The sequence below is a fragment of the Pseudomonas sp. Irchel s3f7 genome (genome assembly GCF_900187615.1).
Lineage (GTDB): Bacteria > Pseudomonadota > Gammaproteobacteria > Pseudomonadales > Pseudomonadaceae > Aquipseudomonas.
In genome coordinates this window covers 91,870-117,765 of record NZ_FYDO01000012.1, presented here as the reverse complement: position 1 = coordinate 117,765, position 25,896 = coordinate 91,870, and the positions used below count along the sequence as shown (strand labels likewise).

23 protein-coding genes and 1 pseudogene are annotated in these 25,896 nt (G+C 55.8%); 14 read left to right on the top strand and 10 right to left on the bottom strand.

Features of this window, described 5'->3' with window-relative positions; genetic code table 11:
* The 5 genes from CKW19_RS12665 to CKW19_RS12645 form a co-directional block, all read left to right on the top strand.
* The coding region (locus CKW19_RS12665) for a carbohydrate porin (protein ID WP_095058163.1) at positions 1-1,032 on the top strand (1,032 nt) is incomplete at its 5' end.
* Between the two features lie 149 nt (positions 1,033-1,181).
* Entirely contained in the window at positions 1,182-2,081 is a 900-nt protein-coding gene (ttdA, locus tag CKW19_RS12660) for a L(+)-tartrate dehydratase subunit alpha (RefSeq protein WP_172898744.1), read from the top strand.
* Positions 2,078-2,686 (top strand): L(+)-tartrate dehydratase subunit beta, encoded by a 609-nt coding sequence (gene ttdB / locus CKW19_RS12655; RefSeq protein ID WP_048392943.1) that lies wholly within the window; start codon positions 2,078-2,080, stop codon positions 2,684-2,686. Before ttdA ends, ttdB begins: the two co-directional genes overlap by 4 nt.
* A gap of 69 nt (positions 2,687-2,755) precedes the next feature.
* On the top strand, positions 2,756-3,667 hold the full coding sequence (locus CKW19_RS12650; RefSeq protein ID WP_095058162.1) for a LysR family transcriptional regulator: 912 nt from the start codon (positions 2,756-2,758) through the stop codon (positions 3,665-3,667).
* 116 nt (positions 3,668-3,783) lie between these two features.
* Complete coding sequence (locus tag CKW19_RS12645) at positions 3,784-4,689, top strand: LysR family transcriptional regulator (RefSeq protein WP_095058161.1); 906 nt, start codon at positions 3,784-3,786, stop codon at positions 4,687-4,689.
* A 169-nt stretch (positions 4,690-4,858) separates the two neighbouring features.
* Here the strand turns inward: CKW19_RS12645 and CKW19_RS12640 are convergent, their stop codons facing one another.
* The 8 genes from CKW19_RS12640 to CKW19_RS12605 form a co-directional block, all read right to left on the bottom strand.
* Entirely contained in the window at positions 4,859-5,887 is a 1,029-nt protein-coding gene (locus tag CKW19_RS12640) for an alpha/beta hydrolase (protein WP_095058160.1), read from the bottom strand.
* A 498-nt stretch (positions 5,888-6,385) separates the two neighbouring features.
* Positions 6,386-6,874, bottom strand: coding sequence for a cupin domain-containing protein (locus CKW19_RS12635; RefSeq protein ID WP_177408807.1), 489 nt, complete (start codon positions 6,872-6,874; stop codon positions 6,386-6,388).
* 55 nt (positions 6,875-6,929) lie between these two features.
* Positions 6,930-7,214 (bottom strand): LysR family transcriptional regulator, encoded by a 285-nt coding sequence (locus CKW19_RS12630; protein WP_048392933.1) that lies wholly within the window; start codon positions 7,212-7,214, stop codon positions 6,930-6,932.
* The gene (locus tag CKW19_RS12625) at positions 7,204-7,521 is read right to left on the bottom strand and encodes an antibiotic biosynthesis monooxygenase family protein (RefSeq protein ID WP_095058159.1); all 318 of its coding nucleotides are present in this window, start codon (positions 7,519-7,521) and stop codon (positions 7,204-7,206) included. Before CKW19_RS12625 ends, CKW19_RS12630 begins: the two co-directional genes overlap by 11 nt.
* 461 nt (positions 7,522-7,982) lie before the next feature.
* Positions 7,983-9,143, bottom strand: a complete 1,161-nt coding sequence (locus CKW19_RS12620; RefSeq protein WP_095058158.1) for an MFS transporter — start codon at positions 9,141-9,143, stop codon at positions 7,983-7,985.
* A 206-nt stretch (positions 9,144-9,349) separates the two neighbouring features.
* Complete coding sequence (locus CKW19_RS12615; RefSeq protein WP_095058157.1) at positions 9,350-10,822, bottom strand: NAD-dependent succinate-semialdehyde dehydrogenase; 1,473 nt, start codon at positions 10,820-10,822, stop codon at positions 9,350-9,352.
* Between the two features lie 88 nt (positions 10,823-10,910).
* On the bottom strand, positions 10,911-11,090 hold the full coding sequence (locus tag CKW19_RS12610) for a rubredoxin (protein WP_343226763.1): 180 nt from the start codon (positions 11,088-11,090) through the stop codon (positions 10,911-10,913).
* Positions 11,091-11,265: 175 nt separating this feature from the next.
* The gene (locus CKW19_RS12605; RefSeq protein WP_095058156.1) at positions 11,266-13,377 is read right to left on the bottom strand and encodes a 3-hydroxyacyl-CoA dehydrogenase NAD-binding domain-containing protein; all 2,112 of its coding nucleotides are present in this window, start codon (positions 13,375-13,377) and stop codon (positions 11,266-11,268) included.
* A gap of 282 nt (positions 13,378-13,659) precedes the next feature.
* Here CKW19_RS12605 and CKW19_RS12600 point away from each other — a divergent pair, with 282 nt between their 5' ends.
* The 3 genes from CKW19_RS12600 to CKW19_RS12590 are packed head-to-tail and all read left to right on the top strand — an operon-like array spanning position 13,660 to position 16,420.
* A complete protein-coding gene (locus CKW19_RS12600) occupies positions 13,660-14,829 on the top strand; it encodes a thiolase domain-containing protein (RefSeq protein WP_013692824.1) in 1,170 nt (389 codons plus the stop codon).
* A gap of 4 nt (positions 14,830-14,833) precedes the next feature.
* Positions 14,834-15,247, top strand: a complete 414-nt coding sequence (locus CKW19_RS12595; RefSeq protein ID WP_013692823.1) for a Zn-ribbon domain-containing OB-fold protein — start codon at positions 14,834-14,836, stop codon at positions 15,245-15,247.
* A complete protein-coding gene (locus CKW19_RS12590) occupies positions 15,248-16,420 on the top strand; it encodes a beta-propeller fold lactonase family protein (protein WP_095058155.1) in 1,173 nt (390 codons plus the stop codon).
* Positions 16,421-16,472: 52 nt separating this feature from the next.
* On the opposite strand, the gene CKW19_RS12585 is transcribed toward CKW19_RS12590, so the two are convergent.
* Positions 16,473-17,312: an SDR family NAD(P)-dependent oxidoreductase gene (locus CKW19_RS12585; protein WP_095058154.1), complete on the bottom strand. Its 840-nt coding sequence runs from the start codon at positions 17,310-17,312 to the stop codon at positions 16,473-16,475.
* Positions 17,313-17,673: 361 nt separating this feature from the next.
* Between CKW19_RS12585 and CKW19_RS12580 the strand changes: the two genes are divergently transcribed.
* The 6 genes and pseudogenes from CKW19_RS12580 (at position 17,674) to CKW19_RS29515 (ending at position 24,933) form a co-directional block, all read left to right on the top strand.
* Positions 17,674-18,789, top strand: coding sequence for a CapA family protein (locus CKW19_RS12580; RefSeq protein WP_095058153.1), 1,116 nt, complete (start codon positions 17,674-17,676; stop codon positions 18,787-18,789).
* A gap of 3 nt (positions 18,790-18,792) precedes the next feature.
* The gene (locus CKW19_RS12575; protein ID WP_095058152.1) at positions 18,793-19,569 is read left to right on the top strand and encodes an SDR family oxidoreductase; all 777 of its coding nucleotides are present in this window, start codon (positions 18,793-18,795) and stop codon (positions 19,567-19,569) included.
* 110 nt (positions 19,570-19,679) lie between these two features.
* Positions 19,680-21,014 (top strand): NAD(P)-dependent oxidoreductase, encoded by a 1,335-nt coding sequence (locus tag CKW19_RS12570; protein ID WP_095058151.1) that lies wholly within the window; start codon positions 19,680-19,682, stop codon positions 21,012-21,014.
* 423 nt (positions 21,015-21,437) lie between these two features.
* On the top strand, positions 21,438-22,808 hold the full coding sequence (locus tag CKW19_RS12565; RefSeq protein ID WP_095058150.1) for an MFS transporter: 1,371 nt from the start codon (positions 21,438-21,440) through the stop codon (positions 22,806-22,808).
* 160 nt (positions 22,809-22,968) lie between these two features.
* Positions 22,969-24,078, top strand: a pseudogene (locus CKW19_RS29520) (cache domain-containing protein); the annotation flags it as partial.
* Between the two features lie 87 nt (positions 24,079-24,165).
* A complete protein-coding gene (locus tag CKW19_RS29515) occupies positions 24,166-24,933 on the top strand; it encodes a methyl-accepting chemotaxis protein (RefSeq protein WP_371856347.1) in 768 nt (255 codons plus the stop codon).
* Between the two features lie 121 nt (positions 24,934-25,054).
* Here the strand turns inward: CKW19_RS29515 and CKW19_RS12555 are convergent, their stop codons facing one another.
* Positions 25,055-25,807: an IclR family transcriptional regulator gene (locus tag CKW19_RS12555; protein ID WP_013692815.1), complete on the bottom strand. Its 753-nt coding sequence runs from the start codon at positions 25,805-25,807 to the stop codon at positions 25,055-25,057.
* Positions 25,808-25,896: the final 89 nt, after the last annotated feature.

The following is a 25,896-nucleotide window of genomic DNA, read 5'->3' as shown; positions in this document are numbered from 1 at the left end:
GGCGCTGATTTTCAATTCACGATATCGGATCGTAACGGGCGCAATCTCACCAATGATGTCATCACCGATCCTCGGGTAGGCGGCATCAGTCAGGTTCAAGAGGTATACGGGCGCGGCCAGACCTGGCGCCTTACGCAACTCTGGTATCGTCAGAAGTTCTTTGACGGCGGGCTGGATATCAAACTGGGCCGCATGAACTTTGGCGAGGACTTCGGCAGCTTTCCCTGCAAATTCCAGAACTTGGCGTTCTGCGGCGCGCAGCCGGGTAACTGGGCCGGCGATATCATTTATAACTGGCCAATCACTCAATGGGCGGGCCGCGTAAAGGTCGCGTTGAGCGATAACACTTATGCGCAGATCGGTGCGTACGAGCAGAACCCTTCCTACCTGGAAATAGGTAACGGCTTCAAACTCAGCGGCAGCGGCAATGAGGGTACCTTGGTACCTGTCGAGCTGGTCCATACCACGTCGCTGGGAGCCGGACGGCTGCCAGGGGAATACCGTGTGGGCGCGTATTACAGCAGCCGTGACGCAAATGACGTCAACACAGAAGAAAATGGTGCCCCCAAATCCCGCGATAGCAAACACGGCGCATGGATTGCTGCGCAACAACAAGTCTGGAAAGACCCAGACTTCGCCGCTCGCGGGGTGTCGGTGTTTGCCTATGCCACCGTGCATGACAAAGCCGCCAGTATGATTGATCGCTCTGTGCAAGCAGGCGTCTTCTATACCGCGCCGTTCAAATCCCGTCCAAATGACGAGATCGGCGTCGCCATCTCCAATATCCATGTAAATGAACGTTACAAGGATAACCAGCAACAAATGAACGACCTGGCGGGCGTCAGCGACTATGACGATCCTCGCTATACGCCGACGCAAGGTTCGGAAACCAACATGGAAATCTACTACGGGTTCGGCGTCACCAAATGGCTGACCGTGCGCCCCAACATCCAGTTTGTTGGTAATCCCGGCGGAGTCAGCGAGGTCAGGGACGCTTGGGTCGCAGGTTTGAAGTTTGAGACCAGCTTGTAATCCAAATCTGAATCCAGATGAAAGAGTTAAACCAGCGCAACGCGCTGGTTTAACTCTCGATTAAGCAGCCGACGATAATTAGAAACTCTTCAACAGGCCCACCAGCCATACAAACCAATAAGCCTAGTGATGCGATGAGGAAAATAGAAGTGGATAAAGAAGCAGCCGTTGAATCGTTGACTGACGTCATGGCCAAGTTTACTGCCTATATTGGTAAGCGCTTGCCGACCGACGTAAAAAAGAAGACCGCCCAACTGCGCGCAGCGGAAACCAATCCGCTGGCCATCGCCGTCTACGACTCCATGGCGGAAAACCAGGACTATGCTGACAAGCTCGACAGACCGAGCTGCCAGGACACCGGCGTGATTCAGTACTTCATCGCAGCAGGTGCTAAGTTCCCGCTATTGGGGGAACTTGAAAACATTCTGGAAAATGCAACTCTGGAAGCAACCATCAAAGGCCCGCTACGTCATAACGCCGTAGAGACCTTCGTCGAAAAGAACACAGGGACCAACACGGGCTCCAAAATTCCGTGGCTTGACTGGGAGATTATCCCGGACGCCGATTACGCAATGATCGATGTTTACATGGCTGGCGGCGGTTGCACACTACCGGGCTCCGCTAAGGTTTTGATGCCTGGTCAAGGCTACGAGGGCGTAACGGAATTTGTTTTCGACGTCATTACCTCCCGCGGCGTGAACGCTTGTCCGCCGTTGCTGGTGGGCGTCGGCGTGTCCACCTCCGTAGAGACAGCCGCCCGTTTATCCAAGCGGGCCATCCTGCGACCAGTCGACTCCAGCCATCCCAACGAAAATGCAGCCTTGATGGAACGGCTTCTTGAGGAAGGCCTCAATGAGGTCGGCATCGGCCCACAGGGCCTGACCGGCAACAGCAGTGTGATGGGTGTGAACATCGAGTCTTCAGCGCGCCATCCATCGACCATCGGCGTTGCCGTCTCCACCGGTTGCTGGGCACATCGCCGCGGCAAAATCCGCATCAATGCCGACCTGTCCTACGACATCCTCTCCCATGAAGGAGTAGTCCTGTGATTAAAGTCCTCAACACACCTATCAAGGACGAAGATCTCGCAGAGCTCAATGTCGGCGACGTGGTTTACCTGACTGGGCAATTGGTCACCTGCCGCGACGTGGCTCACCGACGCCTCATCGAGCTCAAACGTGAACTACCGGTAGATTTGCGCGGCGGGGCAATCTTCCATGCGGGCCCCATTGTGCGTAAAAAAGATGATGGCAGCTTTGAGATGGTGTCCATTGGCCCAACTACCAGCATGCGAATGGAGAAATTCGAAAAGCAGTTCATCGAGGAAACCGGCGTCAAGATGATTATTGGCAAAGGTGGCATGGGGCCCGAAACCACCGCAGGCTGCCTGGAGAACAAGGCCGTACATGCCGTATTCCCTGGCGGTTGTGCGGTCCTTGCGGCCACCAAGGTGGAGGAGATCGAACGCGCTGAATGGCAGGATCTTGGAATGCCGGAAACCCTTTGGGTTAACCGGGTCCGGGAGTTCGGTCCGCTGATCATCTCCATCGACACCAAAGGCAATAACCTTTTCGAACAAAACAAAGCGCGATTTAACGAACGCAAAGGTGCAATCATCGATAAAATCAACGCTCAGGTTCGCTTCATCAAGTGACCTGGTAGATCGGCCGCGACCTGGCAACGTGGCGGCCGTTCTTTATCAGAAAACACTTTGGAATCAAGCATGAACAATGCTCAAGACTTGGCTTTTTTTCACTTGCTAGCCAAACAAGGCAGCCTTGTCGCAACCGCCAGAGAGCTTGGCGTTACCCCTCCCGCAATTAGTAAAAGACTTTCCGCGCTGGAGAAAAGGTTAGGGGTGAGGCTGGTTAATCGAACTACCCGCTCGATGAGCCTTACCGCAGAAGGTGAACTGTATTACACCCACATCGCCCGCATCCTGACCCAGATCGACGAGGTAGAACAGCTCGTCAGCAGCCGTCGCGCTACGCCCAAGGGCCTGATACGGGTGAATGCATCGCTCGGTTTCGGCCGTCGCCACATCGGACCCGCCTTGGCCGCCTTCTACGCCCTGTACCCGGAAGTGGAGATTCAGCTAGAGATCAGCGACCATCCTTTGGACCTAGCTACCCACGGCTTCGATTTGGGCATTCGCTTCGGTACGTTGCCAGACGCTGCCTTCCACGCGCGTAAAATCGCCTCCAACCGCCGCCTGCTTTGCGCCTCCCCTATCTATCTCGAAAAGTACGGAACGCCGCAAAAACTGACGGACCTGCAACACCACAACTGCATCTTTATTCGTCAGAATGAATCGCCCTACGGCGTATGGAAATTCGCTAACGGCGAACGCACGGAAAATATAAAGGTACACGGCGCCCTGTGCTGCAATGACGGCGAGGTTGCCTTGAACTGGGCCCTGGAAGGTTATGGGTTATTGCTCAGAGCGGAATGGGATATAGCTCGTTATGTGCGTAGCGGACGACTGCGCCTCGTACTGGAAAACCATATGCCCACCCACGCGGACGTCTATGCAGTCTATCCACAGCAACTGCAACTCTCGGCACGAGTCCGGCACCTGATCGACTTCTTGATTGAACGCTTCAAACAGATCGACCACATCGACGATCGGGAATAGCCCTGCCGCCTCGCCACGACCATCTCAGCGCATAGCAAGGCCTGCGCGCTGTAAGCTCTGCGAACAATGCACCAGAATGTTATTGTTCATGCGCACTCACGAAGATCATTCAAGCCATGCAAGACGACATCCTTAAGCAATCCTTTGGTGGATTGATGGCCTTTATTGCCGTCGCCCGCGAAAAGAGTTTTACTCGAGCAGCGGCGCATCTTGGCCTGTCTCAATCGGCGGTCAGCCATGCCGTCAGCTCACTGGAGCGAAATCTGGGCACGCGCTTGCTTGCGCGCAACTCCCGCTCAGTCTCGCCAACGGAAGCCGGTGAAAGGCTACTGGCAACGGTCGGTCCCCGTTTCGAAGAGATAGACGCTGAATTACTGGCATTGTCAGAACTGGGCGAGAGCCCAACCGGGACCGTACGCATCACCGCATCGGATCACGCCATCCGATCGATCATCTCGCCAAAGCTAAAGAAATTCCTACCGAAATACCCTGGGATAAAAGTCGAGCTGTTCGCAGACAATGGACTCATCGACATCGCTGCGGATCGTTTCGATGCCGGCGTTCGATTGGGTGAAGCGGTGGCCCAAGACATGATCGCCGTACGCATCGGTCCCGACATGCGATTTACCGCAGTAGCGACCAGGCGCTACTTCGCCAGTCGACCAAAACCAGAGACACCCGAAGACCTGATGCAGCACAATTGCATCAATCTGCGTCTTCCCACCCATGGTGGATTGTGGCCTTGGGAGTTCGGGGAGGATGGTCGACAGCTTAACATTCGGGTTGACGGTCAGCTGATTTACAACAGCATTTATGATTGCCTTGACGCAGCCATTGCCGGTTTGGGTATCGCCTATGTACCTGAAGACATCGCCGAGCCCTACGTCAAGGCCGGCCACCTGATTCCGGTACTGAAGGACTGGTGCCCCCTGTGGACAGGACTTCATCTCTATTACCCAAGCCGTAGGCAACCCTCAGGGGCTATGACGTTATTGATCGCCGCCTTGCGACACGAGTCATGACGGATAAAAAAAAGGCCCTGCACAGCGTGCAGGGCCTGAAAGAGCCATGAAGACTCAAGGGATGAACGTTCCACCAAGGGCAAGTCGAGCGATGCGCACTACGACCTACGTTCAGACTTGAAGCCACAACATCCTATGCAAACCGGGCAGTTGCGGCTTCAAAGATGGGTTACTTCAGGTTGGTCCGGAAGAAAGAAGTCAGCTTGTCGAACGGAATGAGATTTACCCGATCATACAAGTCCACGTGGCCTGCGCCTGGCACGATGACCAATTCCTTAGGCTCACCCGCCAGCTTGAAAGCCTCTTGGCTGAATTCCAGCGAGTGTGCTTCAGAACCTGCGATGAACAGCATAGGACGAGGCGAAATCGACGCAATATCGTTGAACGGATAGAAGTTCATGAACTTCACGTTGCTGGTCAGCGTTGGATGCGTCGTCACGTCAGGCGAAGACCCGGCCGGGGTGTACTCACCGCGAGGCGTGCGATAGAAATCGAAGAATTCGCGCTGGATGGGATGGGTGTTCGCGTCCAGTTTATGCACGGTGCCGCCGGTGTACTTGGTTTCGCCACCGGTGAATTCCACATAACGCTGCTCAGCCGCCTCTGCGATGATCTGCTTGCGCTGCTCAAGTGTTTGCGAGTGCTTGAGCGCGTCGCGGTTGGCTGCGCCCATGTCATACATACTGACCGTGGCAATCGCCCTCATCCGAGGATCGATTTTTGCCGCACTGATGACAAAGCTGCCGCTGCCACAGATACCGAGAACGCCGATGCGGTTACGATCGATATACGACTGGGTTCCCAGGTAATCGACCGCTGCGCTGAACGCTTCGGAGTAAATATCCGGCGCCACGGCGTTACGCGGTTGTCCCTCGCTTTCGCCCCAGAATGATTGGTCTATCGCAAGGGTCACAAAGCCTTGTTCAGCGAGTTTCTGAGCGTAAAGGTTTGAGCTTTGCTCTTTGACCGCACCCATCGGGTGGCCAATGATAATCGCAGGGCTTTTGTTGGCCTTATTCAAATTCTTCGGCACATACAGATTCCCAACGACTTTCATGCGGTACTGATTATTGAAGGATACCTTCTGCTCAGTCACCTTATCACTCTTGAAAAAGTTGTTCGCGCCGTTGGACATATCGGCTGCCATCGCAGTAAACGAACTAGCCAGCAGGGCCAGCGTTAAAAATAATTTCTTCATGGTGTTGTTCCTAATTAAGAACCGATGTGTGGACATCCAGAACGACTGCGGCCTGACCCAGGCTCGATGAACGCCAGTAGAGTCCAATCCAGTTGGCCAGCTACGCTGAACGAGGCATTGGGCTTTTATGCTGGGCACTTCCCTTCATGGCATTACGTCTAAGCCCACAAAGGATCAATTCGTCGACGTCAATGTATTCGAGGCGCTGCCCGAAAAACACCACATCCAATTGAATGGCCCCATGCATAAAAGTAATTAATAGAGGTCGAATCGCCTGAGACCGAGGACTGGTGCACTGACGATTTTATTAGCGGCAGCTCAGGGACCGCCCACGGAGTCCGGGAGGCTCATCGACCTACCCTTCAATAAATAACAAAAAAGATACCGGCGACCCACTGCGCCAAGCATCAATGTAACAGAATAATGCAAACCTAGTTGTCGACTTTTCCATCCCAGTTTCAAACTAGACTGCGTGGAACCGCAGATGCCTGGAGGGCTTCATTGCAAGTGCCCGTACTGCTCATTAGTAACCGGTTCCAGCCACTCGACATTTTTCCCGTCCTGTACCTCTTGAATTGCCAAATGCGTCATGCCGGTGGAATTCGTGGCCCCGTGCCAATGCTTGACACCCGGAGGGGTCCAAATCACATCGCCAGGCTTGATGACGATTTTCTCACCCCCTTCTTGCTGGATCCATCCAACGCCGGAGGTGACGATCAGATTCTGGCCCGCAGGATGAGTGTGCCAAGCTGATCGGGCCCCTGGTTGAAAGGTTACAGCACCTGCCGTAACCCTCGATGGCGGTCGCGCTGCAAATAATGGATCAACCCTGACGGTGCCGACGAAATTGCTGGACGAGCCCAGGACAGAAGGTTGCTCCCCGTTTCTGGCAATTTGCATCGTATTCTCAGGCTCATCGGCAGCGTGCAACCAACTTGAAATCATTACGGTTGCGCTCAGCACTGACACGGCAAACGTTATTCTCATCGATAAGCTCCTGATTGAAATGGGTACTCAAAAAAAGAAGGGACGGTACTGCCGATCATCCTCCAGAGGGGCGTATAACGTCCTGGATCCTCATCAATGCCGGCGCCAACCCCCGCACGATTTCGGTGGCCTTGGCCGTGGGCACTAGCTCCTTCGAACGTCGGATAAACAAGGGGTCTTTAAAGTGGACGCGCAGCTTCGCCAGCGTATTGCTCACCGCTGGCTGCTTTACGTTCAGTCGTTCGGCTGCCCGCGTCACGCCTCGCTCGCGATAGACCACCAAGAGGATGAACAAGGCATTGAGATCGATCGCCGTAAATAGCGCTTCATCAAGCTTCATCGTGCGGTCCCCTTCCGATTTGGGGCGTGAAACTGGCAAACGTCAGGTTGGAACAGGACGTTACCAAATGATTGACCAACGCCGTCATCGACTCACTCTCAAAGTGCTCAGTCATCATCGATGCCGCGCTCCAGTAGCCACTGAAGACCCACAAACCAGGATCGCTGGAGCTACGAATCACGCTATAGCCCAGGCATCCGTGTACTTTTTCAAAAGTCTCCGCGTACGCCTTTAAACGCTGTTCAAAGTGTTGGTCAACCTCTTCGATCACTCGAATCTCCAAGGTATTAACTGCGGCGATATTCATATCCGGCCCTGCTTTGCTTGGGTAATAAAATTAAATTACGACTGCGTGCAATGCCTGTGGTGCGCGCGTTCAAGTCCCGCATCCAACGAAAGCATTTCCGCTGCAGCAGCGAGACAAACCTAGCCCCGGCATCGGCCGCTGGCTATACGGCACCTTGTTGATACGCTCATGAACTTTTCTCAACAGTGCTCGTGCTTGAACTGCGCCACCACGAGTCCCGTTGAACAACGGTGGCTAAGCCATGAGCGGCACGTCCTGCAAAGACAGATATCGCCGAATCAAGAAGGCACCTATGAAAACAACGAGTTAAGAGCTATCGCGATAAACAGAATGGCATCACTTGAACATCGTCGGGTCGGGATCCGGTGAATACCGACTGAGCATTTGGCAGCCATGAAACGCGGTCGTGAGGATTGCATCTACGCCGCGCGCTCTTCCAGGGAGATATATCCCGCAATAATTTACTGCCGTGGAAAGGCGTGACACCTCCCTCCCATGACCACCACGAGGGAAGCGCTAACGATGAGCAGCGCAAACCCCGAGAGACTTACTATCCCGAAGTAGCTTAGGAGCAAACCACCTACGGCACCTCCGCCAAAAATCCCCAAGTTGTAGATGGTCGTCAATATCGCCGTTGCCAGCTCCGCATTATCTTCTGCCACCCGCCCCGTCGCTGATTGGAAAACAGTAGGCATGCCGCCGAACGAAGCCCCCCACACAAATATCGCAGCCGAAGCGATCATTTGATACGGAGCCGCTATCAGCACAACCATCGTCACAGCTGTGCACGTCAACGCGGTGGTCGCTATAAGCCGCAGCCTCGTATCGACGAAACGTCCGGCGATCAGTACGCCCAGGATGGCACCCGTACCGAACAGAAACAGACCCTGAGCGGTCCCGCCTGACAGCCTGGTTTTTTCCGCGAGCGGCGCCATGTAGGTGTACAGCGTGTAGTGAGCCAGGATCGCGCAAAAAGCCGACAGCAAGATCACTCTCAACCCTGGGGTGCGAATGACGTCATGAATCGAAGTGCCTTCCTTGCGCCCCTCTCCCGGCATGGGCGGCACGACCAGCAAAACCCAAACGATGACAAGCAGCGCGAGCAGCGAAAGCAATCCATAGCTGAAACGCCATCCAAGCAATGAACCCAGCATGCTACCCAAGGGCAAACCGGCGACCATGGCCACGGTACTCCCCGCCAGGGTAATCGCGACAGCCCGTCCCATGTCTTTGCGATCGACCAAGCGGATGGCATAACCACAGATGACCGGCCAGACAACTCCTGCGGCCAGGCCAGCCACCACCCGTGACGCGACCGTCAGCGCATAAGACGTCGAGATGGCGGTAATACCGTTAGCCACTGCAAAGCTCAGCACGAGCATGATGTACAACGATTTGCGAGGCAGACTTCGAGTGAGCGCCACAATGGGGATTGCGGCTGCAGCGGAGGCCAATGCATAGATGGAAACCAATAAACCGATACCAGCGGGGGGCTGTTCAAGGCTCTCCGACATCGCAGGCAGAACCGCTGCCGGCATCGTCTCGGTCAGAATGGTGAGAAACGCTGTAGTGGACAGGGCAAGTAGCCCGATCATAGGCAGGCGACCACTATGGGCACTCATGGCCAGACTCCTTAGTCGGATGCGTTCTTGCGAAGGCGCATTGATGCCTTGCGTATCAAAAAAACTCCGACGTTAGCAGGAAGCTGCTTCAGGAAATGCCTGCCTCAGTGAATGCTCCTATGAATCCAAGTGGTCACTGGATTGGCCTTGATCATCAAATAAAGCCAAAGCCCCCAACGCCCGTCACGGAAACTGGGGGCACTGAGTCAGACGCGAGCAGTTTTCTGTAGCACGGTCTTGCTGACCATGTAGGAGTCCAGGCTCCACGGCCCCCCCTCTCTTCCAATACCACTGTCCTTCACACCGCCAAACGGCGTGTCAGGATCCGGCGCACCGAAATGGTTAATCGACAGGACTCCAACATCCAGCTCACGACTCAATCGTTCAGCCTGTTCCAGTGAATTGGTGAACGCAAAAGCAGCCAAACCCACGGATAGACTGTTGGAAATCTCGATGGCCTCCTCAAGGGTCGAGAAACGAACCGCGACAGCGACCGGACCAAAAGGCTCATCGGTCATGATGGCGCAATCCAGTGGAGTGTCGACCAGCAGAGTCGGCGCAAAATAATAACCACGCTCACCTACACGATGCCCACCCACGGCAACCTTGCCGCCACGCGCCAATGCGTCATCGACAAAATGCTGCATCGCGGCGAGGCGCCGGACACTGGTGACCGGCCCCATGTCAGACTTCGTATCCATGCCGTTGGCCACACGTACCTGATCGGCGGTTGCCACAAACGCAGCGACGAACTCGTCGTAGATGCTCTCGTGTACCAGGAAACGACCTGGCGCAGCACACCACTGAGCGTTGATCCGAATTTTGCTCTTGAGTGCCATCTTGCCGATTTCCGCGGCATTGACCCCTTCGCAAACGATGACCGGGGCATGGCCGCCGAGCTCCATCAGCACCGGCTTCATGGCCGCACCCGCCAGCTGGCTCAAATGCTTGCCGACTGCCACCGACCCCGTCAGGGTCACCATGCGGGTCACTGGCGACTCGATCAGGGTCGAGGACACTAGCGCCGGGTTGCCAAACACCAGATTCAATACGCCCTTGGGCAAACCGGCTCGCTCGAAGCACTGAACCATGGCTACTGCCGCGCCAGGGGTTTCTTCTGGGGCTTTCAAAATGATGGAGCACCCGGCGCACAGTGCACCGCTGATCTTTCGCGACGGCGCGCTCAGCGGCACATTCCATGGCGTGAACGCCGCAACTGGACCGATTGGCTGACGAAGAATCGATTTCTGCATTTGGGCTTCGCCCGGAACGATGGTCCCGTAGGCTCGCAGGGCCTGTGCCATGTCCCAATCGAAGAAGCTCGCCGAACGCTCCACCTCCGCACGCGCATCTGCAATTAATTTGCCGTTCTCTCGGGTGATGATCTGCGCGATTTCTTCGGAACGTGCACGCACGCCTGCGATGGCACGACTGATGATGATATTACGCTCAGCCGCTGGTGTGTCCCGCCAGATTCTGAACCCCCGCTCAGCGGCGGCCAACACGCGTTCCAGGTCAGCGGTCGTGGCCCCAGGAACGCTGGTGAGCGATGCTTCGGTGCTGGGGTCCAACACTTCAAAGCAAGAGGGGCGGTCGAAAATCCATTCACCGTCGATGAAGAGGCCGACGCGCGGATGATCAGCATCGGCGATGACATTATTATTGGTTTCAATGGACATCTGAATTCCCTCTACATTTGGCGCCAAGGGGCTCGGTTGATATCGCCCTCAATCACCAAAAAAAACACTGCGCCGGAAAGGCTATTAATCAAATCTCGACCATCTCGAAGTCCAGCTTCGTCGCCGAACACTCAGGGCAAATCCAATCCTGGGGAACATCTTCCCACCGAGTTCCGGCAGGTATGCCCTCTTCCGGAATACCTTCGGCTTCGTCATACATGAAGCCGCATAAAATGCATTGCCAAATTTTGAATTCGCCCTCGGACAAGGCTTGTGTGGACGTGTCACTGCTCATGATTTTTCTTCCGTTTCGTTTCTACTTGTTGGCCCCTTTGCCGACCATGGGAAGCGTTTCGTAACCCTTGGGGGACAGCAACCAGGGCGTTGCTTTCATTAAAAGAACAACCGTTACCGGCCGCACACGGCCATCGTTGCCGTGCTTTTCATATGACTGATTTCAGCTCTCTCAGGGACAGCCCTTCATTGGCCGCTTTCGACAGCAGCGGACTAGGAGTCCAACGCCTGCCGTATTGCTCATGCCATTGCTGCACTTGCAGATGGATTTCCTTGGCCCCGATCGTGTCAGCCCAGTACAGCAGCCCTCCTCGATGGCGAGGAAATCCAAAGCCGTACAACCACATGACATCAATGTCACTGGCTCGATATGCCTTGCCTTCATCCAGGATCTTGCAGGCCTCGTTGATCGAGGCGAATAACAGACGCTGGAGGATTTCACTGTCGGTAAAGGTACGCTGAGGCGTGCCAAGCTCATGGGCGACGGTCGCGATGATCCGCATCACTTCTTCATCGTGACGAGGTGTGCGGCCACCTTCTTCATAGCGATACCATCCGACCCCATTTTTCTGGCCCTTGCGGCCCAGCTCGACCATCCGATCCGGGACATGGAGCTTCCTGTATTGAGGGTCAGCTGCCGCGCGACGCTTGCGCGTGTCATAGCTGACATCGAGACCGGACAGATCGCTCACTGCGAACGGTCCCATCGGATAGCCAAATTCAACCATGACCCTGTCGATCTGCTCAGGACGTGCCCCCTCCTCAAGCAGTAGCATCATTTCCGTGACCAGCGGCGCGCGACTGCGATTTGCCGCGAAGCCATCGCACGTCCCGGAGACCGCACAGACTTTTTTAAGATCGCGGCCCATCTTCATGGCCCGCACAACTGTCTCGATCGAGGTTTGATCACCCTTCACGATTTCGCACAGTTTCATCGCGTTCGCGGGAGCGAAGAAATGAGCGCCGGCGACGTACTGCGGTCGACCTGTCATGTTGGCCATGACGTTGATATCAATCGCGGAAGAGTTCGTCAGCAACAGCGCGCCAGGCTTCATCACGGCATCGAGTTTGGTGAATACGTCCTTCTTCAAATCTATCCGTTCAAACACTGCTTCAACCACGACATCGCAGTCGCCGATTTCTTCGTAGTGGGAGACAGGCCGGACAAACTGAAGGCACGCATCCATCTCTTCCACGGTCATGCGTCCGCGCTTGACCTTTACGGCGTAGATGTCACGTATGCGCTGCAGGCCCCTGTCCAGTGCTTCGGCACTCGCTTCCAGGAGCTTCACCACAATGCCTGCGTCAGCGAAGCAAATGGCAATACCCGCGCCCATTGTTCCCGCGCCGATCACCGCAGCGGACGTCACACCAGCAGGCCTGAAACCCGGTGGCGCATCCGGAACCTTGGCAGCCTCACGCTCAGCAAAAAATGCATAGCGAAGTGCTTTGGCAACATCAGAACCCTCCAGCTCAGAAAACAAGCGGCTCTCAACCTCTAGAGCCTCATCAAACGACAGGCTGAAAGCTGCTTCGATACAGTCGATCGCGTACTGTGGCGCTTTGTTGTGAGGAGACTTTTTGGCTGCTTCGCGGCGTGCCGCTTGCAGCACATCCATGGTTGTCGCATCCATCGGTTCGAGCACCAAATCGCGTACGCGCTGCGGTTGAGCCTGCGCCACGGCCTTTGCATAGCTTACGGCGGCATCACGAAGCTCTTGGCTTTGTGTTCCTGGAACAATCTGGGAGATAAGCCCGATCTTCAATGCTTCGGCGGCATGGACATGGCGGCTTGAGACGAGCAAACCGGTGGCTACGGCAGCCCCGACCAGCCTCGGCAAGCGCTGCGTACCGCCGCCTCCCGGTATCAACCCGAGAGCGACCTCGGGCAATCCGAGCTTGGCTGCGGGCAATGCAATCCGGTAATGGCAAGCGAGGGCGTGCTCGAGACCGCCTCCCAGCGCATACCCATGAATAGCCGCGACAGTCGGCTTGGCGCTGGCGTCAAGTGCCGCGGCGCTCATGCGGGTAGTGATTGTTCTCGCCTTGCCGAACTGTCGAATATCAGCACCCGCGATGAAATTCTGACCGCCCCCCATCAACACGATCGCCGCGACAGCCGGGTCGGCGTTCGCATGGGCAACGGCGTCAATGATGCTCCCTCTCATCTCGGGAGTCAGGGCGTTGACGGGCGGATTGTTGACTGTGATTACGGCCACAACGCCTTCGACTTCGTAACTGACCATCAGGCTTTCGCTCATCTCATCTTCCTGTCTCAAAAAAATAAGGCCTGCCCCTACCCCGCGACCGCTCGCATCCAATGAGCATCCTGGTTTGGCCCGGAAATTTGAGTGCAGTGCCATCCTGCGCTCCAAACAACGTTGAATCGATGGTAGCATGAGTTTTGATAATCAGCACAGATTTCACTGATCGGAACTTTACGCCATACTACTTTTGTCTTTGACGCTGGGCCGATCCCCCTGAACGAAGGTACCGGAAAGCACATTCGAGCTTCATCTTCATGCACTGAGGAAACCCTAGAGATGACAATAAAAGGCAGGGCATACATCGTCGGAGCGTATGAGCACCCCCTACGCAAGGCCCCCCACCATTCGGTGGCGCAGCTACATGCGGAGGCGGCTAAAGGGGCAATTGAAGACGCGGGATTAAGCAAAGATGACATCGACGGATATTTCTGCGCGGGCGATGCACCCGGCGGGAATGTATGGTCGATGGCCAACTACCTGAATCTGGACAAACTGAGGCATGTCGATTCGACCGATATGGGAGGATGCTCTTATCTCGCCCATATCGCTCACGCAGCAGAATCAATAGCAGCGGGCAGATGCAACGTGGCGCTGATTACACTGGCCGGCCGCCCCAACTCTGAAGGTATCTCTGGGATACAGGCGCGCGTACGAGGCGTCAATCTACCGGACGCGCCATTCGAGATGCCCTATAACCCAGTCACGTTGAACCTCTATGCCATGTGTGCGATGCGCCACATGCATGAGTACGGCACAACCAGCGAGCAACTGGCCTGGGTCAAGGTCGCTGCCTCTCATCATGCGCAACACAACCCTCTGGCGATGTTGCGCAAAGTGGTCTCGGTCGAAGATGTATTGGCATCGCCGATGATTTCTGACCCCCTGCGGCGTCTCGACTCCTGCGTCGTGAGCGACGGCGGCGGCGCAGTTATCGTTGCCCGCCCGGAGATTGCCAAGGCCCTCAACAGACCACGGGTACGGATACTTGGCTGCGGTGAATCCACTAAACACCAGATGGGCGGACGCCTCGACTTGAGCTATACCGGCGCCGCGTGGACCGGCCCTCGAGCTTTCGAAGAGGCAGGTGTGACGCCGGCCGACATCCAGTACGCCTCCATCTATGACAGCTTCACCATCACCGTCATCCTGCAACTTGAAGACCTGGGATTCTGCAAAAAAGGCGAAGGCGGAAAATTCGTGTCGGACGGCAACCTTATTTCGGGCATCGGCAAGTTGCCGTTCAACACCGATGGCGGCGGCCTGTGCAATAACCATCCCGCCAATCGCGGCGGGATCACAAAAATAATCGAAGCCGTACGACAGCTTCGAGGCGAGGCTCATCCAAAGGTGCAAGTTCCCAACTGTTCGCTAGCCCTCGCCACCGGCATCGGCGGCGCGATAGGTCATCGGCACGGTGCAGCCACCGTCATCATGGAAAGGGAGTAAAAACATGTCGACCCCCTACACAGAACGCCCCATCAGCGACCCTATCCTGAACCCCGGTGATGAACCCTATTTCGACGCTGCGGCCGAGGGGCGCCTGCTCTTGAAGAGCTGCAATGCCTGCCATCAACCGCATCATTATCCTCGTGCGTTGTGCCCGTTTTGCTGGAGCACCGATGTCGAATGGATCACCGCAAGCGGGACCGGGACGATCTACACCTTCAGCATCACACGACGTGGCGCATCAGCACCGTACTGCATTGCCTATGTGCGCCTCGACGAGGGACTGATGATGCTTACGAACATTGTCGATGTTGATCTGGACAGTGTTCGCATCGGGCAGCGGGTCAGGGTCGCGTTTAAAGAATCAGAAAGCGGCATGTCCGTTCCCATGTTCACCATTGACCATTCGGAGGCTTGAATGAGCAGCCGCGCCGTACTCTACAGCGCCGTAGATGATGTCATCACGCGCTATATGATTGACGTAGACAGCGCAACGCTCCACAGGATGGAAAGCGTCACTGTGGCCTCAAAGGTGCAATACGCATGGCCTCATCCATCCGACGGCTTCCTGTATGTCTCAACAAGCGACGGTGGCCCGAGGGTGGAGTCCCATCACAATCACGTCAGCGCTTACTCGTTGGGACCTGACGGGCAACTCAACACTCACGGCTTACCTGCGCGACTTCCCTACCGAGCGGTACATTTGTGTATCGACCCCCTGGGACGATTTATCGTCAATGCCCACAATTTCAAGCGTGGCTCATTGACTGTGCACCGCATCAACGCAGACTGCACAATAGGCAGCAGCCAGGCTCAGGATCCGAACACCGACTTTGGGGTCTATCCGCACCAGGTCATGTTTTATCCATCCGCCAAACACGTCCTGGTAGTTGACCGCGGCAATAACGCAACGACAGACAAGCTGGAAGATCCCGGGGCACTCCGTTCATTTCGGCTAACTGAAGAACATCTCCAAATGAGCGATGTGGTTGCGCCGAATCATGGCCATGACTTCGGCCCGCGGCATGTCGACTTTCATCCGACGCATCCATGGCTTTACGCAGCCGACGAGCGAACCAACCGTCTCTACATGTTCCGACATGACGGTGACCGGATCGAGGCCGAGCCAGCCTTCACGCGGGGAACGCTGCGAACCCCTGAGCACGTGCACCCACGACAACTCGCCGGTGCAATCCATGTCCATCCAAGCGGGAAGTTTGTTTACCTGGTAAATCGCGCAGATGCGACGCACTCCCACCAGGGGCACCCAGTGTTCTCCGGAGGTGAAAACAACATAGCCGTCTACGCTATCAACCCTGAAACAGGCGAGCCCACACTTGTTCAGCATGTGGACACTCGTTCCTTTCACGTCCGAACATTTGCCTGTGATCCCAGTGGCCGCTTGCTCGTCACGGCGAGTATCAAGGCCTTGGCCGCATACGATGATGAAAAAGGGCTGACTGTAACGCCCGCGACACTGTCGATATTCCGGATAGGTGATGACGGGCATCTCAAGTACGCTCGAAGCGTTGATGTCGAGACGTCAGGAAATCAACTTCAGTACTGGATGGGTATTGTCGGGCTACGTTGATTGAGCGGTAATGCGCCGATGGTCCCCCACTGCCAGCAGTGGGGGACTACGATTAAATACGATTGAGCAACCGGCCGCCGTCCACCGCCAACGAGATACCCGTGATGAAATTGGCTTCATCGGACGCAAGAAACAGGGCCGCGTTCGCAACATCCCAAGCGGTTCCCTGGCGGCCGAGCGGCACCTTGGCGTTGCGCTCCGCGCTGACCTGCTCACGCGTCTGGTTCCACGCTTGAATACGCGCCTCGACCGCCATCGGCGTCGAGATCAAGCCTGGCAGGATGCAGTTCGCCCTGATCCCATAAGGGGCATTTTGAAGCGCCAACTGCTCGGTGAAAGCAATGACACCCGCTTTTGTAGCCTTGTACGTTACGTAGGGATACTTACCCAATGCCGCCGCGGATGACACATTGACGATAACCCCGCCCCCTTGTTCACGCATGATTGCTACTGCGTGCTTACAAGCAAAGACGGTACCGCGAAGATTGATACGGCAAATGTTATCGAACTGATCTTCGGTGATATCCATCAAGTCGCCGTCACCACCGGCGAGGCTGACCCCCACATTGTTGTGCAGGACATCCAGGGACCCCCAACGTTTTTTTGCCATCTGCATGGCAAGGGCCAACTCGTGTTCCCGGGTCACATCCGCAGAAAATGCTGCAGCGGAACCACCCTCCTGAATGATCATCGCCGCAGTTTCCTCAGCGGACTCGATTTGCCGATCAACGGCCAGGACGTGCGCCCCTTCACGCGCAAATCGAATGGCCGCCGCTCGACCGTTACCCATGCCTTCGCCCGGGCTTTGTCCAGCACCCATAACAACAGCAACTTTCCCGGCAAGCCGCCCTGCCGGTGTGTGCCCCTGCGTTTGATCCAGTGAGCTTGCCATTTCCGCCCTCTCTTATTTTCATGTAAGCGATTGAACTAACTGATAATTTCAAATAGTAGACTGGCACCAACGTCGTTTTCCTGAACAGGTGTCGACCCTCGACCTGCCATAGAGACGGTCAGGTAGGTAACGCCTGCGCCCGGACGGATGTCAAAATCGATACTATCACATGTTCTTATTATCGATACCTGTTCCAATCATCAGAACCACAAAAATCCAGACTGACTCTTTATCCAACGACATGATGCCTGTACAAATCGTGGTCATGCCGTTTTCGCGGTGCTATTATTAGTTCTATCTAGCAGCATCTGTTTCATTGATCGAAACCATAAATTTCCCACAAAAATAATAGGAGGGAAAAATGACATCGAACGCCACCATACTGATCGGCGGGGACTGCGGCCCCACGCATGGAGCGAAAGACGGCTTCCCGGTGGAGGGGTACACAGAACTCGCCCTGCCGACTCTTGCCTCGGCCGATATGCGTTTCATCAACTGCATGCGCACCTACTCGGATCGCACCGTGCGCGCAGACCATGCCCCTCAAGTCGGTCAGCCCGTTGAAATGGCTGCTATTTTCACCAATGGCAGGTTCGACGCGGTGACTCTGGCAAACAATCACAGCTACGACAGCGGCCCGGATGCCCTCGTGGATACCCGGGACTTTTTTGTCTCGCGCGGCATCCAGGTGACAGGCGCAGGTCGGGATCTGGAAGAAGCACGACGTCCAGCCATCATTGAACACGACGGCATCAAGGTCGGTTACTTGGGCTATACCTCGCTCGGTCCTGCCGGCAGCGAGGCAGGACTGCAAAAACCTGGCGTGACCAGTATCAAGGTCGATACCTCCTATGAAACACGAGGTCCCCACCAGCCCGTTCGCATTCGCACGGAACCTGACTCCAGCGACCTGGCGAACCTGGTCGAGGACATCAAGAAGCTGAAAGGTGAGGTAGACGTCGTTATCCTGGCTTTTCACTCCGGCGTCATCCGGCTGCCTCGCGTGATCTCCGACTACCAGGTGACCGTAGCCCATGCTGCCATTGATGCAGGTGCAGATATGGTGGTGTGCCACGCACCGCATATTCCCAAAGCGATCGAGATGTATAAGGGCAAAGCCGTCTTCTACAGTCTCGGCGTGTTCGCAATGACCAAGTCGTTTCCCGCGCCTTCATGGAGCGAGCCCGCCTGGTCTCACGGTGCGGTTCGCAATCACGCGGACCTCGATCCCGAATATCCTTTTATGCCCTACGGCAAGGCCTGTACGTTGAGCTTGCTCGCCAAAGCAGTGGCGACCAAAGACGGCATACAAAAGGTTTCGTTCCTTCCGATGGTCATGGACGCACGGTATCGGCCTGAAGTGCTGAATCACGACGATCCTCGATTCCAGGAAGTGCTTTCCTACCTGGAGTGGGCCTCCGAAGACATGCCACATCGATTCAGCGTCGAAGGCAATGAAATCATCGTGTCGGAGTAAATCATGGACTTGAAGATCAACGGAAAAGTGGCAGTCATCACCGCCGCCAGCGCAGGTTTAGGCAAGAACATTGCCCACGCATTGGCAGCCGAGGGCGTTCATGTGGTGCTGTTTGCACGTTCAGCGGACAAACTGGCCGCCATCGCCCAGGAAATAACGGCAAAGCATGGCGTGCGTGCAGTCGCCATTGCCGGCGACATGCGCGTCGCCGCTGATGTAAAGCGCCTCGCCGACACGGTGAACGCTACATTCAACGGCACCGACATCCTCGTCCTGAACACGGGACGAGCCCCCAATCCGCTGCGGGCGACGCTCGACGAAACGGAAGAGGAACGGTGGCAAGAGGCCTATCAAAATCAACTCTGGGGGACCATCCAGGTCGCCAAGGAAATGGTTCCTCAGATGCTCAAGAAGCAATGGGGTCGCGTCATCGCCATTACCTCGGCATCGGTGAAGCAACCCATGCCGCACCATAGCCTTTCAACCGTTTTTCGCGCAGGCGTCACCGCGTACATGAAACATCTCGCCAACGAGGTGGGCTCTTGCGGCATCACTGTCAATTGTGTAGCGCCAGCATTGATCGACACATCGCACCGCACCGGCACCGCCGCGTACACCCCGGAGCAGGCAGAAGCACGCCGCAAGCTTACGCCGCTCGGCCGCATGGGGGAACAAGACGAGGTCTGTGGCGTGGTCGCGTTTCTCGCATCCACACAGGCGGGTTTCATCACTGGATCGAGCATCAGCGTTGATGGCGGCATGATCGGTTCATTGCTTTAGCAATCAGGCAATACGCTCTCATCACACCCCAAGAACAATAAAAGTATCTGCACCATTCCCCCTATACGTCGCATGCGTCGGTTGAATGGTCACAAGAGAGGCGACAGACAATGAAAATCGGATACATCGGGCTCGGTGCCCTCGGCAGTCAACTCGCTCGTCGATTCCTGTCTCACTCGTTATGCGTGTGGGATATCAACACGGCCGCCGTCGACACGTTCAAGAAACTGGGCGCCGACGTCGCGCCCACGGCGGCCGACCTGGCTCGCCGGTGTGACGTCATCTTCCTGTGCCTGCCACGCAGCTCGGACGTCAGGTCTGCGCTGTTCGGTCCAAACGGCCTCGCGGCCGGATTGGTGCCGGGGACACTGATCATTGATCAGACAAGTGGCATTCCGGGTGAGACCAGACGTATGGCCGAAGAACTGGCCGAACGCGGTATCGACATGATGGATGCTGCGGTGTCTGCAAGTCCGCTGGTCGTTGCCGAAGGCAAAGCCACGCTGATGGTTGCGGGCTCGGATACGGTTTACGAGCGCGCCCTCCCCGTTTTACAAGTTATTACCCAAACGATTTATCGTTGTGGCGACAGGGTCGGCGACGGCCAAGCCATGAAAATGGTCAACAACGCCATGAATGCTGGCTGCCGACTAGGGACCCTTGAGGTCGTGGCCATGGGCAAAAAAGCCGGCCTTTCACTGCCCCTGATGGCGGACGTGTTGAACCGCAACAAAGCGCGAAATCAAACCACAGACAGGATGCTGCCCGCGCTCGCCCAGGGAAAACCCTCCACCAATTTCGCCCTCGCTTTGATGCTCAAAGACGTCGATCAAGCCGTCGCGCTGGGAATGTCCAGGGATGTCCCGATGCCGCTAACCGCTCTGGTCAGGGCATTGTTGCAAATCGGAACCAACACCTTGGGGCCAAACGCGCAGCTCGAAGACATGGTCGGGCTCATCGAAAGCATGGCGGCGACAAAATTGTACGACGCCGATGCCGTGACGCCGAACACGGATGGTGCCCCTCAAGCGTGCCCTGAAGATCACGCCATCGAGCTGGTCACAGGTGCGATCGCATCGCTATGCAGCGCGATTACTTATGAATGCACGGCGGCAGGCCTGCGATATGGGCTGGCATTGGAAGACATGGCACTGGTCCTGGAAAAGACATCGGGATGGAGTGAATCCTCTCGCTCTATTTATACCCAATTGTTATCCAGTCACGCCCTGGATAACACGGCACTCTCGAGCGAAAAAACCATCCTCAAAGCGGCCTGTTTGCGCGGCAACGATCTTGGCGCTCCCATGTTGATCGCCAATGCTGCACGAAGTCTCTTCGAGCAAGCGGATCATCAGATCAGCGATCCAGTCCCGATAAAAGACTTGAGCACGTTCTACAGTTCTATTTCCGCGGTTCAGTTCAAGCCCTCCTCCAACTGTAATTGATTGGCGGCTCACAAATAGTGCGTGTTGAATCGATCGAAGCCTATATGAAAACCAAAATCTGTCCTGATACGGCGGTAAGCCAGTGGCCCCTTCTGCGGGAAAAAAGCCCACGCTCGGCTACCTGCCTGGCCCGGCAAACCTCGCCAACCTATTAACAAATAGTGAACGCGTATTGCTTTTAAACCCCAGCAACACGCGTCTTTCTAACATAACCTCCGTTAGCGGATTGCGTCATCGCAGAAACGCTTTTCACAAACGTTACGCTCGCTGACTACCACGATTCATCCGGCGAAAACGCAACATTGATCCACGCCTCGAACATCTCTAAGGCCTGATGGCGAAGCAACACTGTTTCATCCTGCAGTCTTGATGCATCAGCTTTGCATCAACTAATAAAAACCATCCTGTCACAGGAGAAGACGCATGACGAAGACGAAAACGACCAGCTCTCGGCGATCGCTAGCCGCTGGCGCTATCGGGAACTTCGGTGAGATCTACGATTTCGCTGTATTCGGGTTCTCAATACCCATTTTATCCGTCCATTTTTTTCCCGGCTCAGATCGAACTGCCGCGCTTCTGAGCACGTTCGCAGTCTATGCAGTGGCCTTCGTAGCCCGCCCCCTGGGTGGCTTGATGTTTGGCTATCTGGCGGACCGCCTTGGCCGTATCAGGGTCATGGCGATGACCGTTTGGCTCATGGCACTAGGCACCGCGATCATCGGGCTGCTTCCGACCTATGCAACCATCGGGATCGCCGCACCGTTACTGCTGTTGCTCTGTCGAATCGCACAAGGCTTGGCACTGGGTGGCGAAACGACCGGCTCGACCAGCTACATCGTCGAGTCGGCACCGGAGAATCGCAGAGGATACTGGCTTGGCTTCACGCTGATTTTCTCTCACCTGCCCAACGCCGTCGTGGCCGGTTTGGTCGTCGCACTCCAGCTTGGAGCGGGGGATCAAGCGTATTCAGACTGGGCGTGGCGCGTCCCTTTCCTTCTTGGAGGCATTATCGGAGTGGTCGGGTTCTGGCTGCGCCGCAACATCGATGAGCCTGAAGAGTACAAGCAAGCCCGCCAGGCCAGTAAAGCCAGCAAAATCAAGAAGAATCCGCTGATAGCGGCCATTCGCTGCGGTGGATTGAGGGGTATGTTGCACGTGTTCATGGTCCAACCGGTTTTTTCGGTAGGGGCTTACCTATTGCTCGGCTTTATGTACACCTTTCTAATTGAGGTCGGAAAGCTGGATTCCACCTCGGCTTTGATCTCAAACGCCATCGCCGTCATCGTACTTTCAGCCCTACTTCCGTTAGGAGGTTTATTGAGTGATCGGTTTGGCCGCAAGCGAGTACTGACATTTGGTGCGGCATGGATAGCGCTCTCGGCATATCCGGCCATGTACTTGGCTGCCTCGGGTTCTTTCGCTAGCGCCGTGGCCGGGCAAACACTCCTCGCTGCCGGATTGGGGATTTATGGGGCAGCCAGCTTTGTGGCCGCAGCGGAATTTTTCCCGACATCGTTCCGTGCAACCGGACACGCCATTTCCTATCAGACAAGTGTCGCGATGTTCGGCGGAACGTGCCCATTGATCGCTGCGTACCTGTCCCAGGCGTTTGGCTCCCCGCTGGCGCCGGCCTTTTACGTCACGTTGATTGCCGTGCTCTGTCTGATCACAACTCAGTTTGTTCCTGAGACTCGTGGAATAAACCTGCGCACCTCAGTGGGCAACAAGGCAAGCAACAAGGCGAGTGAACTACCGCAGCCCCAGAAGACAATGCGGCAAGAGCTCTCTACATAACCCTTTTTGCAATCAACTGATCGGTGAGCGGCTCAAGATGTGTGCGGACTGAAAACAGTCCGCTTCATCGGCGGAGCCGCCGAACATATCGCACCCGAGCAGAATCGGGTGTAAAGGCGACTACCGCGTGAAATTGGCCGTTTGCCCGTCCTCCCTGTTTATGGGCTTCACAATGAAAATAAAAAACAAGCTTGTGCTGACGTTCGTATTGGTCGCCTTTATACCCGTGAGCCTGGTCGCAGTGGTTTCCGTGACCAACACGCGAACGCTAGCGGCTGATCAGTTTATGGATGGCAGTACGCGGGAAATACGCCAGATCGATGGCAACATTCGCCAGTTTTTCGAGGCCAGCCTGCAAAATGTCGATCAAATGGCAACCGATCCAGTTTATGTATCGGTTGGCGCGCTGAAGAACTATCAGACCGGTGATGCCGCCAGCCGGCCATTGCCTCCTGCGGCCCAGCAACTGATCGAAAGGTTTGCTCATTACGGTGCAGCCCACCCGTCCGCGGCGATTCTCTCCATCGGCCTGGAGGACGGCTCCTATGCCAAATGGCCAGATGATCCTCAGTTGGCCAACTACGATCCACGTTCACGCCCCTGGTATAAAGCGGCGATGGCGAGCCCTGGCAAAACCGTACGAACACCCGCTTTTTACCCGGCTTATGATTACGGTAAGGAAGATGCAGCACTGGTGGGGACAGCCAGGGCAATGATCACGAGCGATGGCATCGTCAAAGGTGTGTTAGCCGTGAACGTGTCTTTGAAAAACCTCACCGAGCTGGTCAAAAGCATCAAGCTTGGCGAAAGCGGCTACGTGATGTTGATCGAGGACGGCGTCGTACTGGTAGACCCCCGCGACACAACGCATAGCTTCAAGCCGCTCAAGGACCTGGGCGAGGCCTATGCAAAGTTGGCCGCCACCCCGCAGGGATCAACCGAGGTTGAACTCAATGGGATCCCTTACATGGCCAACGTCTGGACGTCGCCTGATCTTGGCTGGCGCTATATCGGCTTGATCGAGCGCAGTGAAGTCATGAGCGCGGCCACTCGCATGACCTACCTCACCGCCCTCATCGTGGGAGGATTGACAGTCATTTTTGCCCTGGTCGCCGTGGCATTTTCCAAGTCCATCGTCAAACCCATCAGCCAGGTCAGCACCGGACTGCAATCGATCGCACAGGGCGAGGGAGATCTGCGTCGCGAACTAGAGTTTCAGGGTAACGACGAAACCGCTGAGCTGGCAGGCTGGTTCAATAAGTTTCTCACCGCCATACGTCAGTTGATCCAACACATCGGCGCCGCATCGAGCAATCTGCAAAATGCCTCGAGGGTTAACAGCGAGGTTGCCAACAACATGAACGAGGCCGCCGGGAGACAGCGCGAAGCGGTGGAATTGGTGTCGACCGCGTTCAACGAGATGGTCGCAACCGCCAATGAGGTGGCCCGCTCATGCAGCGGCGCAGCAGAGTCCGCCGAGAACGGACATCGCCGTGTGGCGGAGGGCAAGCAGCAGATCGAGATCACCACGGACAACGTGAATCGCCTGGGACGCCGTCTGACCGAGTCGTCGCAGTCCATGACAGAGCTCGAAGCCGGCAGCCGCAGCATCAACCAGATCCTTGGCACCATTCGCGCCATTGCCGAGCAAACCAATCTGCTGGCCCTGAATGCAGCCATCGAAGCCGCCAGGGCGGGTGATCAAGGTCGAGGATTTGCAGTGGTGGCAGATGAAGTCAGAGCACTGGCCAAACGCACATCCGATTCGACCGGCGAAATCGAGCAACTGCTCGGCGCCCTAGGCAGCAAGACCCAGGAGGTGATGGGCAAAATGGGAAGTTGCCTTGAGCTTTCGCGAGCCAGTGTGTCGTCCATCGAAAGCACCCGGGACAGCTTTGAAGGCATCCAATTGTCGGTCAATGAAATAAGGGATCAAAACCTGCAGATATCCGCCGCCGCTGAAGAGCAGCATAGCGTGGCCGAAGAGATCAATCGGCATATCCAGCAGATTTATGACGAGGCTCGGCTGGTGGAGAGCTTGGCCAACTCTGCACAGGATGACTCCGGCAAGTTGTCGAGTCTGTCAGATGAGCTGAACGGTCTGGTGGGGCGCTTCAAATCGTGAAACGTCGTCGTTCGCCTGGAAGTCCCAACTGGTCCATTCGCATGGAAGTGACCAGCGGAGCGTTTCTTTCTCGCGATGAGCCGCTGTCAAGAAGTCCAGGCTTGAGGCCAGGCGCACATCATCAGTCGGATGTAGGCGCGGGCAAGGCCACCTCTCCACCGAATTGTCGCGATATGACTTCAGCACCTTTGACCGCCAACTCGATAAACTCCTTTTCATTCATGTTCATTCGGACAGTCGGTGCCCCCACCGACAAGCAATAGTGCACTTCTTGATTGACGTCCTTGATGGGTACCGAGATCGCCGAGATGCCTAACAGCCGTTCCCCATGGGAAACGGCATAACCCTGCTCCCGGATCATGGCGAACTCTTCAAGCACCGCGCCATTGGTGCGCTTCGTCGCTTTGGCAACATTTTTGACTAACGGGGTGAGCTGGGCTTTGGGCATATAGGCCATCAAGACCTTTGAAGCAGATCCTACCAACAAGGGAATCTGTTCACCCGCCTGGACCACCGCGCGCAACGGTGCCGAGCTGGTAGTGACCGAGTCGAGACAGACTCGATTGCGATCACTCACCGCATGGATGGAGACTGTTTCTTCAGTCTGCTCAGCGAGTTCTTGCAATACGGGTCGAGCGATCTCACGAATACCCAGGGTACTTTTTACCAGGCCAGCCAAGCGCGTGAACCGGAAGGACAAGCAATATTGCTGCTCGAGACGTACCAGGTAGCCAGCCTTTTCAAGACTCTGGACAATACGAAACGTCGTCGACTTCGGTAGCTCGATACGGTCTGCAATGTCTTGAAGCGTAAGGCTGCTGCGGTCTGAACTAAAGCTTTCGAAAACTGCCAAGATACGTTGCACAGAGCGCATCATTCTTGAAAAACCCCATCAAAATCGTTGATCGTAACGATCCTCCTCGACACGAAATGCTTCATTCGCCAACAAACGAGAATCAGTCT

Coding starts and splice junctions, on each gene's coding strand:
- CKW19_RS12575 (WP_095058152.1), top strand. CDS start 18,793: ATGGACTTGAAGATCAACGGAAAAGTGGCAGTCATCACCGCCGCCAGC.
- CKW19_RS12625 (WP_095058159.1), bottom strand. CDS start 7,521: ATGAATATCGCCGCAGTTAATACCTTGGAGATTCGAGTGATCGAAGAG.
- CKW19_RS12640 (WP_095058160.1), bottom strand. CDS start 5,887: ATGAAGAAATTATTTTTAACGCTGGCCCTGCTGGCTAGTTCGTTTACT.
- CKW19_RS12580 (WP_095058153.1), top strand. CDS start 17,674: ATGACATCGAACGCCACCATACTGATCGGCGGGGACTGCGGCCCCACG.
- CKW19_RS12620 (WP_095058158.1), bottom strand. CDS start 9,143: ATGAGTGCCCATAGTGGTCGCCTGCCTATGATCGGGCTACTTGCCCTG.
- CKW19_RS12650 (WP_095058162.1), top strand. CDS start 2,756: ATGAACAATGCTCAAGACTTGGCTTTTTTTCACTTGCTAGCCAAACAA.
- CKW19_RS12590 (WP_095058155.1), top strand. CDS start 15,248: ATGAGCAGCCGCGCCGTACTCTACAGCGCCGTAGATGATGTCATCACG.
- CKW19_RS12555 (WP_013692815.1), bottom strand. CDS start 25,807: ATGCGCTCTGTGCAACGTATCTTGGCAGTTTTCGAAAGCTTTAGTTCA.
- CKW19_RS12585 (WP_095058154.1), bottom strand. CDS start 17,312: ATGGCAAGCTCACTGGATCAAACGCAGGGGCACACACCGGCAGGGCGG.
- CKW19_RS12615 (WP_095058157.1), bottom strand. CDS start 10,822: ATGTCCATTGAAACCAATAATAATGTCATCGCCGATGCTGATCATCCG.
- CKW19_RS29515 (WP_371856347.1), top strand. CDS start 24,166: ATGAACGAGGCCGCCGGGAGACAGCGCGAAGCGGTGGAATTGGTGTCG.
- CKW19_RS12565 (WP_095058150.1), top strand. CDS start 21,438: ATGACGAAGACGAAAACGACCAGCTCTCGGCGATCGCTAGCCGCTGGC.
- CKW19_RS12645 (WP_095058161.1), top strand. CDS start 3,784: ATGCAAGACGACATCCTTAAGCAATCCTTTGGTGGATTGATGGCCTTT.
- CKW19_RS12635 (WP_177408807.1), bottom strand. CDS start 6,874: ATGAGAATAACGTTTGCCGTGTCAGTGCTGAGCGCAACCGTAATGATT.
- CKW19_RS12595 (WP_013692823.1), top strand. CDS start 14,834: ATGTCGACCCCCTACACAGAACGCCCCATCAGCGACCCTATCCTGAAC.
- CKW19_RS12570 (WP_095058151.1), top strand. CDS start 19,680: ATGAAAATCGGATACATCGGGCTCGGTGCCCTCGGCAGTCAACTCGCT.
- CKW19_RS12605 (WP_095058156.1), bottom strand. CDS start 13,377: ATGAGCGAAAGCCTGATGGTCAGTTACGAAGTCGAAGGCGTTGTGGCC.
- CKW19_RS12630 (WP_048392933.1), bottom strand. CDS start 7,214: ATGAAGCTTGATGAAGCGCTATTTACGGCGATCGATCTCAATGCCTTG.
- CKW19_RS12600 (WP_013692824.1), top strand. CDS start 13,660: ATGACAATAAAAGGCAGGGCATACATCGTCGGAGCGTATGAGCACCCC.